Raw genomic sequence first — 17,044 nt, forward strand, 5'->3', positions numbered from 1 at the left:
CATGTATGTACAACTTAAATATGATATAATCATGTAAATATATGCGACGGGGTGCTGGGATGGATGACAAGGTTCCGAAATATTTGGCGTTGAAGCAGCAGATTGGAGATTGGCTGCAGGAGGGACGGTACAAGGCCGACGAGCAGATGCTCTCGGAAAACGAACTCGCGGCCATGTTCGGCCTCAGCAGGCAGACGGTCCGGCAGACGATCGGAGAGCTGGTGAACGACGGGCTGCTCTACCGGGTCCAAGGCAAGGGGACGTTCGTCTCCCGGCTGCGCGTACGCACCGCCGGAGACACGCCGACGATCGGCATGGTGACGACGTATATATCCGACTATATCTTCCCCCATATCGTCCGGGGCGCGGAGAGCGAGCTGAGCCGCAGAGGCTGCGGGCTCCTCCTCTCCAGCACGGACAACGACAAGCTCAAGGAGCGGGACAGCCTGGAGCGAATGCTTTCCTACCCGGCAAGCGGGCTCATCATCGAACCGACGAAGAGCGCCCAGGGAAACGCGAACATGGACCTGTACATCCGGCTGGAGCTGGAGGGGATTCCGTTCGTCATGATCAACGAGCGTTATTCGGGTCTCGACTGTCCTTGCATCAGGGTCGATGACGAAGCGGGCGGATATGAGGCGGCTTCCCATCTCATCAGCCTCGGCCATCGGGAGCTGGCCGGCTTTTTCAAGACCGACGACATCCAGGGAACGATGCGGATGAAGGGATTCATGAGAGCCTGCAGAGAGAAGGGAATACCGCTGCACCCGGAGCGGCTCGTGCTGTACTCCTCCGAGGACAAGCATGAGAAGCCGCTTGAAGCGGCTTCCCGTCTTCTGACCGGAGACCGCCGTCCGACCGCTCTCGTCTGCTACAACGACGAGCTGGCTGTGCGGCTGGTCGATGCCGCGGCGGGCCTCGGGCTGTCGGTGCCCGGCGATCTGTCGCTGACGGGCTTCGACGACTCCGCTTATGCGGTCGCGGGTCCGGTCAAGCTGACGAGCCTCACGCATCCGAAGGCGGAGCTTGGCATCAAGGCGGCCGAGACGCTGCTTGGCTTGATCGAAGGCCGTCCGGGCGAGGCGAAGGAGTTCGTCTACAAGCCGGAGCTTGTCATCCGCGATTCCACGGCAGCCCTGGAAAAGTGATGGTTTAGTATTGGAATCGAGAATCAAGACCAGCCTGATGTATGTACAGGCTGGTCTTTTTATGGTTCATATATTCCCAAGATGTACATACAAGTATATAATGAGGTGGAATCGGCGAAAGGAGGCCTCGCTCTATGCTTCAGCAGTTGAAGGAAGAAGTGCTCAAAGCCAATCTCGACCTGCCTCGCTACAACCTGGTCACGTTCACCTGGGGCAATGTCAGCGGCATCGACCGCGGCTCCGGCCTTGTCGTCATCAAGCCTAGCGGGATTCCTTATGAGGACATGACGGCGGACGACATGGCGGTCGTGGATCTCAAAGGAAACGTCGTGGAGGGAAGGTGGAAGCCGTCGTCGGACGCGCCGACCCATCTGGTGCTGTACCGGTCCTTTCCATCCATCGGCGGAATCGTCCATACCCATTCCTCCTGGGCGACGGCTTGGGCTCAGTCCGGGCTCGGTATCCCGGCTCTCGGCACGACCCATGCGGATTATTTTCACGGCGAGATCCCCTGCACCCGTCCGATGAACGCCGCGGAGATCGAGGGCGCATATGAGAAGGAGACGGGAAGGGTCATCGCAGAGACGTTCCTGAACCGCGATCCCGACGCCATTCCCGGCGTCCTCGTCCATGGCCATGCTCCGTTCACGTGGGGCAAGGATCCGTCCGAAGCGGTCCATAACGCCGTCGTGCTGGAGGAGGTGGCCAAGATGGCTTACCGCAGCTTCCGGCTGAAGCCGGATCTGGCCGGCATGTCGGAGCTGCTGCTGGACCGCCACTATTTGCGCAAGCACGGATCGGGCGCTTATTACGGCCAATCCATTCCCAAGGAGGGCTCGCAGCCATGAAAAGGAAATACGCCATCGGCGTCGATTACGGGACGCAGTCCGGCCGGGCCGTCCTGGTCGATCTGGTCGACGGCTCCGAGATCGCGGATCATGTCACACCGTACCGCCATCATGTCATCGACCGCCGGCTGCCGGGCTCGGGGCTGGAGCTGGAGCCGGACTGGGCGCTTCAGCATCCTTCGGACTACATGGAAGTGCTGGGAAGCTCGATTCCGGCGGTGCTCCGGCTATCCGGCGTCGATCCGGAAGACATTATCGGCATCGGCATCGACTTCACGGCCTGCACGATGCTGCCTGTCGATGGCGCGGGGACGCCGCTCTGCCTGCTGCCGGAGCATGCGGGCCATCCGCACAGCTGGGTGAAGCTGTGGAAGCATCACGCGGCGCAGGACGAGGCGAACAAGCTGAACGAAGCGGCGGAGCAGAGAGGCGAAGCCTGGCTGCAGCGCTACGGCGGCAAGCTGTCCTCCGAGTGGATGCTCGCCAAAGTTTGGCAAATACTCGATGAAGCCCCGGATATTTACGAACGGGCCGATCTGTTCATGGAAGCGGCGGATTGGGTCATTTACAGGCTGACCGATGCTTTCGTCCGCAACAGCTGCACGGCCGGCTACAAAGCCGCCTGGCACAAGCGCGACGGCTATCCGGGCGCCGACTTCTTCGGCTCGCTGGATCCGCGCCTGGAGGATTTGACGGCCACCAAGCTGCGCGGAGAGATCGTTCCGCCGGGCACGAGAGTCGGCGGCCTTACGGAAGCGATGGCCCGGCTGACCGGCCTGCGCGCGGGCACGGCGGTCGCCGCCGGCAACGTGGACGCCCATGCCGCGGTTCCCGCCGTCGGCGTCGTGACGCCGGGCAAGCTGGTGATGGTGATGGGCACTTCCATCTGCCATATGCTTCTCGGCGAAGAGGAGCGCATCGTGGAGGGCATGTGCGGAGTCGTCGAGGACGGCATCATTCCGGGGTATTACGGCTATGAAGCGGGCCAGTCCGCTGTCGGAGACATCTTCGAGTGGTACACGCGCGAAGCGGTGCCGGCCTATGCGTTTGAAGCGGCTGCCGACGCCGGTGCCGGCATTCACGAATGGCTCGAGGAAAAGGCGGCGGCGCTGCTGCCGGGAGAGTCGGGCCTGCTGGCGCTGGACTGGTGGAACGGCAACCGCTCGGTGCTGGTCGACGCCGACCTGACCGGCTTGATGCTTGGATATACGCTCCACACCCGTCCGGAAGAAGTGTACCGCGCGCTGCTGGAGGCGACGGCCTACGGAACCCGGATGATCGTAGACGTTTTTCATGGCAGCGGAGTGCCGGTCGACATTCTCTACGCTTGCGGCGGCCTGCCTCAAAAAAACCGCCTCATGATGCAGATCTACGCCGACGTGACGAACCGCGAGATCCGGATTGCCGATTCCAGGCAGACGCCGGCGCTCGGCGCCGCCATGTTCGCCGCTGTCGCTGCCGGCACGGAGCAGGGAGGCTACGATTCCATCGTGGATGCCGCGCGTTTCATGGCGCGCGTCAAGGAAGAGTCGTTCAAGCCGATCCCCGGCAATGTCCGGGTCTACGAAGCTCTCTTCCAGGAATACAGCAAGCTGCATGATTATTTCGGACGTGGAGCCGGCAGAGTCATGAAAACGCTTAAATCGATGAAGGAGCAGGCGAGGAATTCTTCGGAACGGAACGGCCGGACGCAGCCGCAGGTTCAATAGAGCTGGAGGGGTTCGGAACGGATTTTGATTCGACCACATTCATAGACCGAATTTATAGAACGAATTCATAGTCGAATTCATAGACCGAGTTGATAGTCGAATTCATAGGCCAAATGACCAAATCAATGATCAAATTAATCGAATAGAACGGCTTGAAAAGACCGCAACTTACCGATTGAACCCATCAACCTTGGAAGGATGGCTGCCATATGTTGACCGCTCGCCCTTGGCGTTTCTGGTTTTTGACCGGAAGCCAGCATCTGTATGGACCCGAGACTCTTTTGGAAGTAGAAGGGCATAGCCGCGAAATCGCGGAAAAGCTGAGTTCATCCAGCGTTATTCCTTGTGAAATCGAGTTCCGTGGAGTGCTCACAACCCCGGAGGAGATCTCCTCGGCGCTGGCCGCAGCCGGAGCGGACGCCGAATGCGCGGGAGTCATTGCGTGGATGCACACTTTTTCCCCCTCCAAAATGTGGATCGGAGGCTTGTCCAGGCTGAAGAAGCCGCTCCTTCACCTGGCTACGCAGTACAACCGCGACATTCCGTGGGAGACGATCGACATGGACTTCATGAACACGAACCAGTCCGCCCATGGCGACCGGGAGCATGGCTATATCCATGCCAGGATGGGAACCGCCCGCAAGGTCGTGTTCGGGCATTGGGAGGACGAAGCCGTCCGCCGGGAAATCGGTGACTGGCAGCGAGCGGCCGCCGCATTCGCGGAGAGCCGCACGCTGAAGGTTGCCCGTTTCGGCGACAATATGCGGCAGGTAGCCGTGACGGAGGGCGACAAGGTCGGAGCGGAGATCAAGTTCGGCTGGTCGGTCAACACATACGGAGTCGGCGATCTGGCGAAGAGGGTCGATGAGGTCGCGGCCGCGGAGGTGGAGCGGCTCATGGGCGTATACGCCGAGCTGTACGCGATGAATGACGGATCGCCGGAGGCAAGGGAGGCGATCGCCTACCAGGCGCGGCTGGAGATCGCGATCCGGGGCTTTCTGGAGGACGGGGGATTCACCGCGTTCACGACGACATTCGAGGATCTGCACGGACTGAAGCAGCTTCCCGGTCTCGCCGTGCAGAGGCTCATGGCGCAGGGATACGGCTTTGCAGGGGAAGGCGACTGGAAGACGGCAGCGCTCGTGCGTCTGATGAAAATCATGTCCGGCAATGAAGGCACCTCCTTCATGGAGGACTACACCTATCATCTGGAACCTGGCAACGAGCTTGTGCTTGGCGCCCATATGCTGGAGATCTGCCCGACGATCGCGGCGGCACGCCCCGCTCTGGAGGTGCATCCGCTCGGCATCGGCGGCAAGGAGGATCCGGCGCGCATGGTGTTCAGCGGACGCGGAGGCGACGCCATCAATGCGTCGATCGTTGATTTGGGCGGACGGTTCCGCCTGCTCGTCAGCGAGGTCGAAGCCGTGGAGCCGGCTCGGAATATGCCCCGGCTTCCGGTCGCGCGGGTTTTGTGGAGGCTGTTTCCATCATTGAAGCAGGGAGTGGAGAACTGGATCGAGGCGGGCGGCGCGCATCATACCGGCTTCTCGTACAACGTCAGCACGGAGCAGATGCTCGACTTCGCCGAGATGGCAGGCATCGAAGCGATTGTGATCGGCCGGGACACGAAGCCGGGGAGCCTGCGCCAGGAGCTGCGGCTGAGCGATCTTTTGTGGCGGCTGAATCGCTGAGACATGGGCGCTGACAAGCCTCAGGCAGCAAGGCAGCCATGGAAGGGAGAGAATGCCGGCATGATTCTGCAAGAAATGGCGCAAGGAGCGCTCGCCTTAGGGCGGGACTTGAGCGGCATGACATTCCCGGAAACGATCGACGTCTCGTCCGGGGCGGCAGCCCGGACTGTGGAATTCCTATCGGAGAAAGGGCATCGGAACGCGGTCATGGCATGCGACGCGGCAACGTCGAAAGTTGCGGGAACGATTCTTCTCGATGCGGCGTCAAGCATGAAGCTGGACCTGCATCCCGTCTTGATCGATGCCAATGCGGCGGGCGACGTCGTCGCGGACGAGGCTTCGGTCGTGCAGCTGCTGCTGTCGGTCCAGCAGCATCGGGCGACGGCCATCGTCGCAGCCGGCTCCGGCACGATCCACGACCTCAGCCGTTATGCCGCCTACACAGCGGGCATTCCTTTCGTAAGCGTGCCGACGGCGCCTTCGGTCGACGGCTTCACCTCGCTCGGGGCTCCTTTGCTCATCCGCGGGATGAAAACGACGGTGTCCGCCGTCGGCCCCTCGGCTTTGTTCGCAGATACGGATCTGCTCCGGGCGGCTCCCGCGCCGCTAATTGCCGCCGGCTTCGGGGATATGCTCGGCAAATTCACGTCCCTGCTGGATTGGCGGATTGAAGCCCGCCTGGGCTTAAGCCCGTATGATGAATGGGCGGCTGCGATGACGGAGGATGCGCTGGAGTCCTGCATCCGACATGCCGGCAGCATCGCAAGCCGCAGCGCCGAAGGAATCACGGCGCTGACCGAAGCCTTGATCCGCTCCGGGCTTGCCATGCTCATACTCGGCTCGTCCAACTGCGCTTCCGGCGCGGAGCATCATCTTTCGCATTATTGGGAGATGGAGCTGCACCGCACGGGGCAGAGGCAGCTGCTGCATGGAGCGAAGGTCGGAGCGGCAAGCGCACTGATCTCGTCGCTGTACAAACGTATCGCCGCTTCGGCTGATGGCAGCGGACGTTATCGGCACGGCGAGATTGTGGACGCCGCAGGAAGGAAGGCGCTGGAGCGGCACTGGCCGGAAATACAGGAATGGATCGGCAGCCTGCCGGAGCCGGGCCGAATCAGGGACTGGCTGCGCTCCGTCGGCGGTCCGGTCTCGACGCAAGAGCTCGGCCTGCCGGAGCAGCTGGTGGAGAACTCGCTGCGCGAGGCGGACAAGGTCCGGCCGAACCGTTTCACGCTGCTGCGAGCCAATAACCGGTACTGATTTTGGAAGGGAAATTTAGCCGTTGCTGCATCCAGGCGGGACAAGCTTCTGCTTTACTCTATCTAATGGTTTTTGCATCTCGCTCGGAAAGTCCTAAGAGGGACATCAGGGAAATGAATAGAAAAGCCCTTCTATCAAGATCATCCGCTTGGTAATGGAATGGAGAGAGGGCAGGCCCGCCAAAAAGGAAAAGGGACGAAGCGGATCAACCATATCCGCTTCGTCCCTTTTGGCGTTTTAGGAATGGAGAGGCTGTCCTGAGGGGTAGCCTCCTTGATTGCCTGCACAAGCTCTCTTTTTCGGGCTATTCTTATCCCGCAACGCTAGCAGCGGTAAGATCCAGCCAGTCCAGCTCGGCGCGCGTCAGCTTGATGGATGTCCCTTCCTGGCAAGAGCGGAGCTCTTGCGCGTTCTGGGCGCCGATCAGCGCGCAGGTCGGGAACGGCTGATTGAGCACATAAGCCAGAGCGATCTGAATGACCGTGACTTCCTTTTCCTTGGCCAGCTGCTCGGCCCGGCGCAGACGCTCCCAGTTGCCGTCGCTGTAGAAGACGCGGACGATGTCGTCGTTGTCGCGCACCTCGGGCGAGAAGCGGCCGGTGAAGAAGCCGCGCGCCTGGGAGGACCAGGACAGCAGGGGCAGCTGCTGCTGCTCATGCCACCGAAGCGTTTCCGCGTCGGCCGACACGCAGCCGTGCCAGAACGGCTCGTTGACCTTGGCGAGGCTCAAGTTCGGGCTGCTGAAGGTGAAGCCGGCAAGGCCATGGGCCGCCGCATATTCATTGGCTTCCTGCAGCCGCTGCCAGGTCCAGTTGGAGCCGCCGATCGCGCCGATGCGGCCGGCTTCGATATGCTCGTTCAGCGCTTCGATGATTTCGCCGACAGGCACGGAAGGATCGTCCCGGTGAAGCGCATACAGCTCCACGTAATCCGTGCGCAGCCGCTCCAGGCTCGTCGTCAGATCGCTGTTGATCGCCTGGCGGTTCACGCGGGGACCGGTATGGTCATGATGGGCGCCCTTCGTCAGGATGACGAGGTCATCGCGGTTGCCGCGCTCCTCCATGTAACGGCCCAGAACCTCTTCGCTCTGGCCGCCGCAATAGATGTGCGCCGTATCCACGGCATTTCCGCCGATGGCGAGGAAGGCGTCGAGATTGGCCGCCGCTTTCTCGTACTGGTCATGCGTAAAGTAGTCGGAGCCCTTCATCAGAATCGAGACGGGCTTGTCGGTTCCCGGGATGAGGATTGTTTTCATGGCATTTCCTCCTTATTGGTGGGTTGCAACCGGTTGCAGGACGATGCGCTTGTCCTCGCGCGCCGATTGCAGGCAGGCTTCCAGAACGCGCATGTTGCGGACCGCATCCTGCGGCGGGAATTTCTGCGGCTCTCCGTGCAGCACCGTACGGGCGAAATCGTCGCATTCCAGCGAGAAATGGTTGATGTGAGGAACTTCGATTTCCTCCCGCTGTCCGTTGACTGTTAAGTAGAAATGGGCTCCGCTGTCCTCCGGAGCGATGAAAGCGGAAGGAACCTCGATGATGCCCTCGGTACCGAGCACCTCGAGCGTATTGCGGAAGGCGCCCCACATGCCGCAGTCGAAGGTAACGCCCAGGCCGCCCGGGAATTCCAGCAATCCTGAAGCCATCATATCGACATCGCCGTGCTGCGGCGAGAACAAAGCTCTGACGGTGACGGCCTCCGGCTCTTGGCCGAGCAGGAGCCGGGCTGCCGTGATGGGATAACAGCCGACGTCGTAGAGGCCGCCGCCTCCCCAGTCCTTGTTGAATCGGACGTTGCCGGAGCTGTTGGAGCTGTTGAACGTGAACGTGCCGTGTATGCTTCTCAGATCGCCGATTTTGCCGGAATCGATAATGCTGCGGATCGTCTCGTAACGGGGATGATGGCGGTACATGAAGGCTTCCGCGAGAATGACGCCGCTCGCGGCCGCTGCTGCAGCCATTTCTTCCGCTTCGGCCGAGGTCAGCGCGATCGGCTTCTCGCACAGCACATGCTTGCCGGCAGCCATGGCGCGGATCGCCCACTCGCGGTGCAGATGGTTGGGCAGCGGAATGTAGACCGCCTGGACTTCATCGTCGGCTAACAGCTCCTCATAGCTGCCATAATATCCGGGTATCCCGAATTCATCCGCCGTCCCGCGGGCCTTCCCTTCATCCCGGCTTGCAATGGCTATGACTTCATTGAGCTCGGATTTCATCAGGCCCGGAATGACCGAACCCCTCGCGATCGATGCGGTGCTCAAAATGCCCCATTTCAGCTTCCCGTTCATGGCTCAAACATCTCCTCCTTCAACAACTGCGATTATATTGTCATTATATGAAATGGAAGATAGAATAAAAATAATAATATTTTGAGAGTCATTAGAACAATATTGTCCTGGAGGAGATTTCAATGGAGCGGCAGGCCCATTTATTGACCTGGCCGGATCTTCCGTACTTCGTCTTTCCGGAATCGGTCGGCAGATACACGGAATATCCCACGCATTCGGTGCATCGGGAGGCAGGTGCCCTGAACAACTTCAACATCCATTACGTCGCCTCCGGGCGGGGGTATGTCGAGGTGGAAGGCAAGATCCACGAGCTGGAGCGGGGCGAGGCGGTTCTGTATTTTCCGCTGCAGCGACAGCGGTATTACAGCAGCGCCGAGGAGCCGTGGGATGTGCGCTGGATCCATTTTTATGGCGGCACGCTTCATGATTATATGATCGAAAGGGGCTTCCACAAGAACAATCTGTGGAAGCTGCGCCAGCCCTCCGCCTGGGAGGAGGCTCATCTCGCGCTGCTCCAGGAAGCCGAAGCGAACAGCATGACCCGACCGGCGCTGCTGTCCACGCTGACGTATGCGGTGCTCGCGGAGTTCGTGCAGCAGGCGGTCAGCCTGACCTCGGGGCGCACGAGCCCGGCGGAGAGCCGCGTCATCGGCCTGCTGCCGCTCATGCAGCAGGAGGCGGCGAAGCCGTTCATCCTTCAGGAATGGGCGGATCGGGCGGAGGTGAGCCCGCATTATTTCTGCAAGCTGTTCAAGAGCGCCATGCAGATGACGCCATCGGACTTCGTGACGCGCGCCCGGCTGCAGATGGCGAAGCAGCAGCTGCTGGAGCGGAAGGACGACAACATCGGAGACATCGCCGTGCGGGCCGGATATCCGAGCGCCAGCTATTTCAACAAGCGGTTCCAGGAGCATGAAGGGATGACGCCGACGGAGTATCGGAGCTTGTTCAACAACTGACTCAGGCTTGGGAAAGGTTCGGACAGGAACATGAGCCCGCAACCTTGCGCAGCCGCCTTGCGTTTTTGAGAGCATGGGAGGGATGATCGCGTTGAAAAAGAAGCTCTCGCTGCTCCTTGTCTTGCTGCTCCTATTCCTGTCCGCATATACCGCAGGCTTCATCTGGATAAGGAACGGCGTCCAAAAAATAATGACGATTGGAATGCAAACGGATATAAACTTCGCTCCCTACATGAACGAGCAGGCCTACGACAAGCTGAATCCGCTGAAGCGCGGTTTGGTGCAGTCGCCTTACCGCTACGAGCCGAACAAACATAAAATCTTTTCCATCGTTCCGGTTCATTCCTTTTTTGGAGCCTATGTTTATGCCAAGCAGAGTTTTTCCTTCCAAGCTGGCGATCATCGGTTCGGATCGGTGGAGACCATCAGGATGAGAGTGAAATGGAAAAACGGACACTGGCATGCGGAAGAGGTGGAAATAAATCCTTGAGCGCCGATGGCGGGACTATAGCTGTTCTCGTGCAGGAGGCAACTGGCAAAAGAGCGCTCGTCGACGACGGGCGCTCTTTGCTGTGCGGTTAACAGATTGCTGGAATAGGAAAGAAGGTCCGAACGGACTTTTCTATTCTTCCGTTCCCGTCAAAATCGCCTCGATCTTCGCGACGATCTCTTCCGAAAGCTCTACGCCCGAAGCCTTCACATTCTCTTCCAGCTGGGACACCTTCGTCGCTCCGACGAGCGTGCTGGCTACGCTGTCATGGCGCAGAATCCAGGCGAGCGCCAGGCTGGAGAGGGACAAGCCCAGCTCGTTCGCCACGGCGTCCAGCTGGTCGACCTTGCGCAGATGGCTGTCGGTCAAGTAGTTCTTGATCCACATGTTCGTCTTCGGATCGCTCGCACGGCTGCCCTCTGGAAGTTCTTGGCCGAGCCGGTATTTGCCGGTGAGCACGCCTTGGGCGAGAGGGGAGAACACGACCTGCGAGATGCCGTTCTTCTCGCTGACGGCCAGCACGTCCCGCTCGATGGTGCGGTTGAACATGCTGTACTCCGGCTGGTTGACGACGATGCGGTCCAGCAGGTACTTGTCCGCGACCTGAACCGCCTCCTGGATCTGGGCCGCGCTCCATTCGCTGACGCCGACGTACAGCACCTTGCCCTGGCGGACAAAGTCCTCGATCGTGCGCAGCGTCTCCTCCACCGGAGTCTCGGGATCGTAGCGGTGGCAGTAGAAAATGTCGACGTAGTCCTGCTTCAGCCGCTTCAGGCTGGCGTTCAGCTGCTCGACGACATGCTTGCGGGAGAGGCCCCGGTCATTCGGGCCCGAGCCCATCGGCCAGAACGCCTTCGTCGCCAGCACATACGACTCGCGCGGATACGCAGGCAGAATGTCGCCGAGCATGGATTCCGCTGCGCCCTGCTCATACACATTGGCGGTGTCGATGAAGTTGATGCCGAGCTCGAAGGCGCGGTCGACCAGCTTCGCACCCGTATTTTCACCGACTGTATGTCCGTACGTCATCCAGCTGCCGAGACTGATCTCGCTGACCTTGAGGCCGGAGCGGCCAAGCTTTCTGTATTTCATTCGCTGTCTCTCCTGACATTGAGATATTGGATTCCGTTGTTTCCCGCGCTCAGCATGCAAGGATATGAACGCGTGTTTACAAAGTTTATCACGACTCGGTCCTCCTCACAATAGAGCGTTTTCATTGTACGAGCCGAAAGAGGGGTCAAACCGTATCGATTTGCCCTGAGAAAGATAAATCCGCCCTATAGATGGAAGGGGATTCCATCGCTAAACTGGAGAAAGCAAGCCCGCCGATTTATGAAAGCGCTTGCTGATGCGAAGTCGAGGAGGTGGGGAAGACTGCCGATTCAACGGCAGCCTGCAACAGGGGTCGCAGCCAGACGTCGCCGCCATCCAGCATTCGATCGAGATCAAAGGAGGAACTTATGAACAAATCCCGTCTCTTCAACCGCCGCCGCCTGCTCTCTCTGCTCGTCGCTGTCGCCATGCTGGCAACCGGGATGTCCCTGTCCGCCAGCCAAGCCTCGGCCGCCTCCGCGTTCGCCCAGACAGCCGCCTCCGGCTACAGCAGCCAGTCCGGCATCCAGCTCGAAGCCTCCAGCGAGGGCGGCCAGAACGTCGCCTTCATCGACAACGGCGACTATATCGCCTTCAACGGAGTCGACTTCGGCAGCGGAGCGTCGTCGCTCGACGTCCGCGTCGCCAGCAACAACAGCGGCGGCAGCATCGAGGCGCGCCTGGACAGCGTGTCCGGCACGCTGATCGGAACCTGCGCCGTCCCGGGAACGGGCGGCTGGCAGAACTGGCAGACCAAGTCCTGCTCCGTCTCCGGAGCAAGCGGTGTCCATACGCTGTACCTGAAGTTTACCGGAGGCGCCGGCAACCTGTTCAACATTCTCTGGTTCAAGTTCAATGCGGCTTCGGCGCCAAGCGGCGGAGACGTCGTCGGCAAGCTGTTTGCGGGCTACCAGGGCTGGTTCAATGCCGCAGGCGACGGCTCTCCGAACGGAGGCTGGGTGCACTGGTCCAAAAACAGCAGCGCGCCTGCCGCGACCGGCAACGTCAACTTCGAGCTGTATCCCGACATGAGGGAATATACGAAGTCCTACCAGACCGGACTCGGCAATTTTGGCAACGGCTCCTCGGCCAAGCTGTTCTCCTCGTATGACCAGGAGACGGTGAGCAAGCATTTCGAATGGATGAAGACGTACAACATCGACGGAGCGGCCCTCCAGCGGTTCGGGGCGGACGAGAGCGACACGCCGAACAACTGGAAGACGAACCGCGACAGCGTCGCCGTCAAGGTCAAGAACGCGGCGGAGGCGAACAACCGCAAGTTCTACGTCATGTACGACATTACCGGCATGAACGCCTCCAACTGGGTCAATGCCGTCAAGCATGACTGGACGGCCAACGTCGTCAACGCGATGGGACTTCCCTCGTCCAGCGCCTACGCCAAGCAGAACGGCAAAACGGTCGTCTGCATCTGGGGCATCGGCTTCACCGACCGTCCCGGCACGGCCGCCGAGTCGGCGGGGCTGATCAGCTGGTTCAAGCAGCAGGGCGTCTATGTCATCGGCGGCGTGCCGGCCTACTGGCGCACCGGCGTCAACGACTCCAAGGCCGGGTTCCTCGACGTGTACAAGTCGCTGGACATGATCTCCCCGTGGTTCGTCGGCCGCTTTCACGACATGAACGACGCAGACAGCTGGAAGACCAACGTCTGGCAGCCGGACTACACGTTCACGCAGCAGAACAATATCGCCTACCAGCCCGTCATCTGGCCGGGCTCGGCCTGGTCCAACATGACCGGCGGCCCGCGCAACGAGAATCCGCGCATGCACGGCGATTTCATGTGGAGGCAGGCTTACGACATGAAGACGGTCGGCATCAACACCGGCTACGTCGCGATGTTCGACGAGTACGACGAAGGAACGGCCATCGCCAAGATCGCCGAGAACAGCTCCATGATTCCGACGAATCAATACTTCCTGACGCTGGACGCCGACGGCGTGTCGGTATCGTCGGACTTCTACCTGAGGCTCGCGGGGGACATCAACCGCATGTTCAAGGGAGAGCTGCCGGTTACGGCGACCCATCCGACGAGCCACCGCTAAGCAACACAAGCCTCTATGGGACGCTATCGTCCTGTAGAGGCTTTTTCGCGTGGACTCCTACGGATTCCTATTTTCTCCCACCCGGAAATAATCGCTGGGCAAGCTGAGGCATCGCATGAACCGGCTCAAATCCGCGTCCGCGCAAGGTTGAACCGCAGCTTCCCGAGACAAAGCCAAGATCGGCCTGCAAAAGCCAATTCCGCCTCCTGTATGCTTTCCTGTCTCCTGCGCTACGATGAATAGGCGAGGCGGGCAGCCGCCGCAGGAACGACTCCAAGCTAAATACAGAAAAGGTGGTTGGCCATGAATAGAAAAGCAGGTTGTATCCTATCGACGATGACGGCATCCGCTCTCCTGCTGAGCGCTTGCTCGGGCGGCGGAGGCGACGATAACGCTGCGGGCTCCGGCAAGGAGCTGACGATGTGGACCTGGAAGGTGGCGTACACGCCGGGCTTCGAGGCGGCGGCCAAGCTGTACGAGCAGAAGACGGGCGTCAAGGTCAAGATCGACACCTTCACTCCGGACGACACGTACCGCCAGAAGTTCCAGGCGGCGGCCAACTCCAAAAACCTGCCGGATGTCATCAACTGGTGGGCGACCGCGGGCGATTCCATCGAAGGCTCCGTGCTGGAGCTGTCCGGCGAAATCAAGGACGACGTGCTCGGCAAATACGTCGGCACCGCAATGGACCCGATCCGCATCACGCAGACCCAGGTGGACTCCTGGAAGACGGATAAAAACGCCACGACCGTCCAGAAAGGACTGAAGGTCGGCGAGTTCTACGGCCTGCCGCTCGACATCGGAGGCTTCTTCACCTTCTACGGCAACAAGAAGCTGCTGGAGGAAGCCGGGCTGAAGGCGGAAGCGCCGAAAACCTGGGAGGAATTCGTCTCCATGATGGAAGCCGTCAAGGCGAAAAGCGGAACGCCGGGCCTCGTGTTCGGCGCGAAAATTCCGGATCTGTGGGAGAACTGGGCCGGCTCCGCGCTTTCCATCATGCATGGCGGACCGCAGGGCTACATCGATCTGCTGGAGCGCAAGGCCAAGATGAGCGATCCCGCCAACCTGCCGGTCGTCAAGGCCATGGAGACGCTGGCGGGCAAGGATCTGCTCATGCCGGGCGTCCTGTCGACCGACATCGACGGCGCCGACCAGGCGTTCGCGGCGGGCAAGGCGGCGTTCGACCTTGGCGGCTCCTTCACGATGTCGACGCTGCTCGCGATGGGCATGAAGCCGGAGGATATCATCACGTTCCCGGTGCCGCCGCTGGAAGGCTCCAAAATCCAGGCCTGGACGACCGATCCGTTCACCCTGACGCAGCTGTCCGTCAATAAGGATTCCAAAAACCGCGAAGCGGCGCTTGATTTCATCACCTTCATGACGACCGATCCCGAAGCGGCCGTCGCCTTCGCGAACGGCGCCTACACCGTGCCGGCCGTAAATCTCGGCGACCATGCCAAGGATCTCGATCCGAACCTGAAGTCCATCTCCGACGCCTTCGCCAAGGAGCCTGGACCGTATTCCGAAGCTTCGCCGGCCATCAATTCCCTGCGCGGCAAGCATAAGGAATGGGAAGTGTACGCCCAGGCGCTGCAGTCGGTCATCGAGAAGAAGCTGACGGCGGAGCAGGCGGCGGGGAAATTCGACGACACGATGGCGAAGCTTGAGGCAAGCGGCAACTAAGTCCCGATCCATCCGGCCGGCCGGCGCATCCAGCGCCGGCCGGCCGTTACTCCAAGAGCCTGAAGGTGATTTTTGAGATGGTAACGACAAAAAACAAATGGGTGCCGTATCTGTTCCTGCTGCCCGGCGTGCTGCTGTTTCTCGGCGTCGGGGTGTATTCGGTCGGCTTCTCCATCCTGCTCAGCTTCTACAACTGGTCGGGCATCGACTTCTCGACGGCGCGCTTCGAGGGGCTGGCGAACTTCCGCCAGTTTCTGCTCGGCGACGACCCGATCGTCACGCAGAACTTCTACAAGGCGCTGCTGCACAACGCGCTGATCGCCGTCTTCCAGGTGGTCATCGTCGTGCCGGCGGCGCTCGTGCTGGCGTTCACCTTGCAGAACACGAAGATGGCCGCGATGTACCGCACCGTCTATTTCTTGCCTATGATTGCGTCCGGTGTCGCGATTTTCTACGTCTGGAAAGGGCTGTTCGAGCCCGCCGGCGCGCTCAATGCGCTGTTCCAATGGATCGGCCTGGACTTCCTCGTCATTCCCGGAGGCATGCTCGGCAGCTCGTCGACCTCGCTCATGGGCATCATCCTGACGACGATCTGGGGCGGCCTTCCGGGCACGCTCATCCTGTATTACGCGGGACTTACATCCATCGACCCGACCCTCTACGAGGCGGCCAGCGTGGACGGGGCGAGCAAGACGACCCTCATCCGCAAGATTACATGGCCGCTGCTCAAGCCGATCACGCTGATCGCGGTCATCCAGATGATCAACGGGGCTTTTCAGACGTTCGAGAACGTATTCATCATGACCGGCGGGGGACCGGGCGGCAGCTCGGAGGTCATCGGAACTCTCGTGTACCGCACCGCGTTCCTCGACAACGACTACGGCCTGGCAAGCGCGATCGGATGGGTCTCCTTCCTCGTAACGGGAGTCATCGCCATCTTCAGCATCCGCTCCTTCCAGGCGGACATATAGGAGGGGACCCGCATGGTCAAATACTTGAAGCATATCCTACTCGTCATCTACGGCGTCACCTGCGTGTACCCGTTTCTATGGATGATCGGGACGTCTCTCAAGACGACCCAGGACTCGCTCGCGAATCCACAGTCTCCCTTCCCCAAGGCCGCGCCTCTTTGGTCCAACTTCGGGGAGGTGTGGAGCAAGCTGAACTTCTACCAGTTCTTCGTCAACAGCGTCGTCGTCAGCCTCTTTGTCATCCTCGGCGTCGTCGTCATCTACACGATGATGGGGTATTCGTTCGCGAAGTTCCGGTACAAGGGCAAAAAAATCTTCTATTACACGTTCATCGCGCTGCTGCTCGTGCCGGGCGTGACGACGCTGATTCCGCTCTATATCAACATGACGAACCTCGGCCTGCAAAACTCGTACATCGGCATGATCCTCCCCATGATCAACGGGGCGGCGCCTTTCGCGATTTTCCTGTTCACGAGCTATTTCCGGACGATCTCGCATGAGCTGTACGAGAGCGCCGTGCTCGACGGCTGCGGCAGCTTCAAGATCTACTGGCGCATCTACCTGCCGCTCGCCCTTCCGGCGATCGGCACGATCGCGATCCTGAACTTCATCGGCAGCTGGAACAACATCCTCTGGCCGATGATCATCGTCGACAAGCAAAGCATGTTTACGCTTCCGATGGGGCTCATGTACCTGGACTCCTCGTCGTTCAAGAAGTGGAACGAGCTCATGGCCGGCGCGCTGATCACCGTCATTCCGATTCTGATGGCGTTCCCGTTCATGCAGAAGATGTACGTGAAGGGCATGACGGTCGGTTCGGTCAAGATGTAAGCGGGTCTAAGC

General features: G+C 60.3%; 14 protein-coding genes. 11 read left to right on the plus strand and 3 right to left on the minus strand.

Annotated features, from left to right (window positions below):
* The first annotated feature begins 59 nt into the window (after nucleotides 1-59).
* From PHU01S_RS04440 to PHU01S_RS04460, 5 genes are all read left to right on the plus strand, one after another.
* Nucleotides 60-1,148: a GntR family transcriptional regulator gene (locus tag PHU01S_RS04440; RefSeq protein WP_049867767.1), complete on the plus strand. Its 1,089-nt coding sequence runs from the start codon at nucleotides 60-62 to the stop codon at nucleotides 1,146-1,148.
* Between the two features lie 134 nt (nucleotides 1,149-1,282).
* The gene (gene araD / locus PHU01S_RS04445; RefSeq protein ID WP_048749830.1) at nucleotides 1,283-1,996 is read left to right on the plus strand and encodes an L-ribulose-5-phosphate 4-epimerase; all 714 of its coding nucleotides are present in this window, start codon (nucleotides 1,283-1,285) and stop codon (nucleotides 1,994-1,996) included.
* On the plus strand, nucleotides 1,993-3,705 hold the full coding sequence (locus PHU01S_RS04450; RefSeq protein ID WP_127506363.1) for a ribulokinase: 1,713 nt from the start codon (nucleotides 1,993-1,995) through the stop codon (nucleotides 3,703-3,705). The genes araD and PHU01S_RS04450 overlap by 4 nt, the downstream gene beginning before the upstream one ends.
* 209 nt (nucleotides 3,706-3,914) lie before the next feature.
* Nucleotides 3,915-5,399, plus strand: coding sequence for an L-arabinose isomerase (gene araA / locus PHU01S_RS04455; RefSeq protein ID WP_127506365.1), 1,485 nt, complete (start codon nucleotides 3,915-3,917; stop codon nucleotides 5,397-5,399).
* Nucleotides 5,400-5,459: 60 nt separating this feature from the next.
* Complete coding sequence (locus tag PHU01S_RS04460) at nucleotides 5,460-6,659, plus strand: sn-glycerol-1-phosphate dehydrogenase (RefSeq protein ID WP_127506367.1); 1,200 nt, start codon at nucleotides 5,460-5,462, stop codon at nucleotides 6,657-6,659.
* Between the two features lie 310 nt (nucleotides 6,660-6,969).
* Here PHU01S_RS04460 and PHU01S_RS04465 read toward each other — a convergent pair whose 3' ends face one another.
* Together PHU01S_RS04465 and PHU01S_RS04470 are read right to left on the minus strand one after the other, a co-directional pair.
* Nucleotides 6,970-7,914: an aldo/keto reductase gene (locus tag PHU01S_RS04465; RefSeq protein WP_127506369.1), complete on the minus strand. Its 945-nt coding sequence runs from the start codon at nucleotides 7,912-7,914 to the stop codon at nucleotides 6,970-6,972.
* Nucleotides 7,915-7,926: 12 nt separating this feature from the next.
* Complete coding sequence (locus PHU01S_RS04470; RefSeq protein ID WP_127506371.1) at nucleotides 7,927-8,946, minus strand: Gfo/Idh/MocA family protein; 1,020 nt, start codon at nucleotides 8,944-8,946, stop codon at nucleotides 7,927-7,929.
* A gap of 122 nt (nucleotides 8,947-9,068) precedes the next feature.
* On the opposite strand from PHU01S_RS04470, the gene PHU01S_RS04475 reads away from it, so the two are divergent.
* Nucleotides 9,069-9,905, plus strand: a complete 837-nt coding sequence (locus PHU01S_RS04475) for a helix-turn-helix transcriptional regulator (RefSeq protein ID WP_127506373.1) — start codon at nucleotides 9,069-9,071, stop codon at nucleotides 9,903-9,905.
* Between the two features lie 91 nt (nucleotides 9,906-9,996).
* Nucleotides 9,997-10,395, plus strand: a complete 399-nt coding sequence (locus PHU01S_RS25610; RefSeq protein WP_164762977.1) for a hypothetical protein — start codon at nucleotides 9,997-9,999, stop codon at nucleotides 10,393-10,395.
* Between the two features lie 132 nt (nucleotides 10,396-10,527).
* Here the strand turns inward: PHU01S_RS25610 and PHU01S_RS04485 are convergent, their stop codons facing one another.
* On the minus strand, nucleotides 10,528-11,487 hold the full coding sequence (locus PHU01S_RS04485; protein ID WP_127506376.1) for an aldo/keto reductase family protein: 960 nt from the start codon (nucleotides 11,485-11,487) through the stop codon (nucleotides 10,528-10,530).
* A gap of 368 nt (nucleotides 11,488-11,855) precedes the next feature.
* Between PHU01S_RS04485 and PHU01S_RS04490 the strand changes: the two genes are divergently transcribed.
* From PHU01S_RS04490 to PHU01S_RS04505, 4 genes are all read left to right on the plus strand, one after another.
* A complete protein-coding gene (locus PHU01S_RS04490) occupies nucleotides 11,856-13,547 on the plus strand; it encodes a carbohydrate-binding protein (RefSeq protein WP_083436501.1) in 1,692 nt (563 codons plus the stop codon).
* A gap of 303 nt (nucleotides 13,548-13,850) precedes the next feature.
* Nucleotides 13,851-15,230: an ABC transporter substrate-binding protein gene (locus PHU01S_RS04495; RefSeq protein WP_127506378.1), complete on the plus strand. Its 1,380-nt coding sequence runs from the start codon at nucleotides 13,851-13,853 to the stop codon at nucleotides 15,228-15,230.
* 77 nt (nucleotides 15,231-15,307) lie between these two features.
* Complete coding sequence (locus PHU01S_RS04500; protein ID WP_049867758.1) at nucleotides 15,308-16,201, plus strand: carbohydrate ABC transporter permease; 894 nt, start codon at nucleotides 15,308-15,310, stop codon at nucleotides 16,199-16,201.
* Nucleotides 16,202-16,213: 12 nt separating this feature from the next.
* Entirely contained in the window at nucleotides 16,214-17,032 is an 819-nt protein-coding gene (locus PHU01S_RS04505) for a carbohydrate ABC transporter permease (protein ID WP_021878031.1), read from the plus strand.
* Nucleotides 17,033-17,044 lie beyond the last annotated feature (12 nt).

Source organism: Paenibacillus humicus NBRC 102415, assembly GCF_004000905.1.
In the GTDB taxonomy this organism is placed as follows: Bacteria; Bacillota; Bacilli; order Paenibacillales; family Paenibacillaceae; genus Paenibacillus_O; species Paenibacillus_O humicus.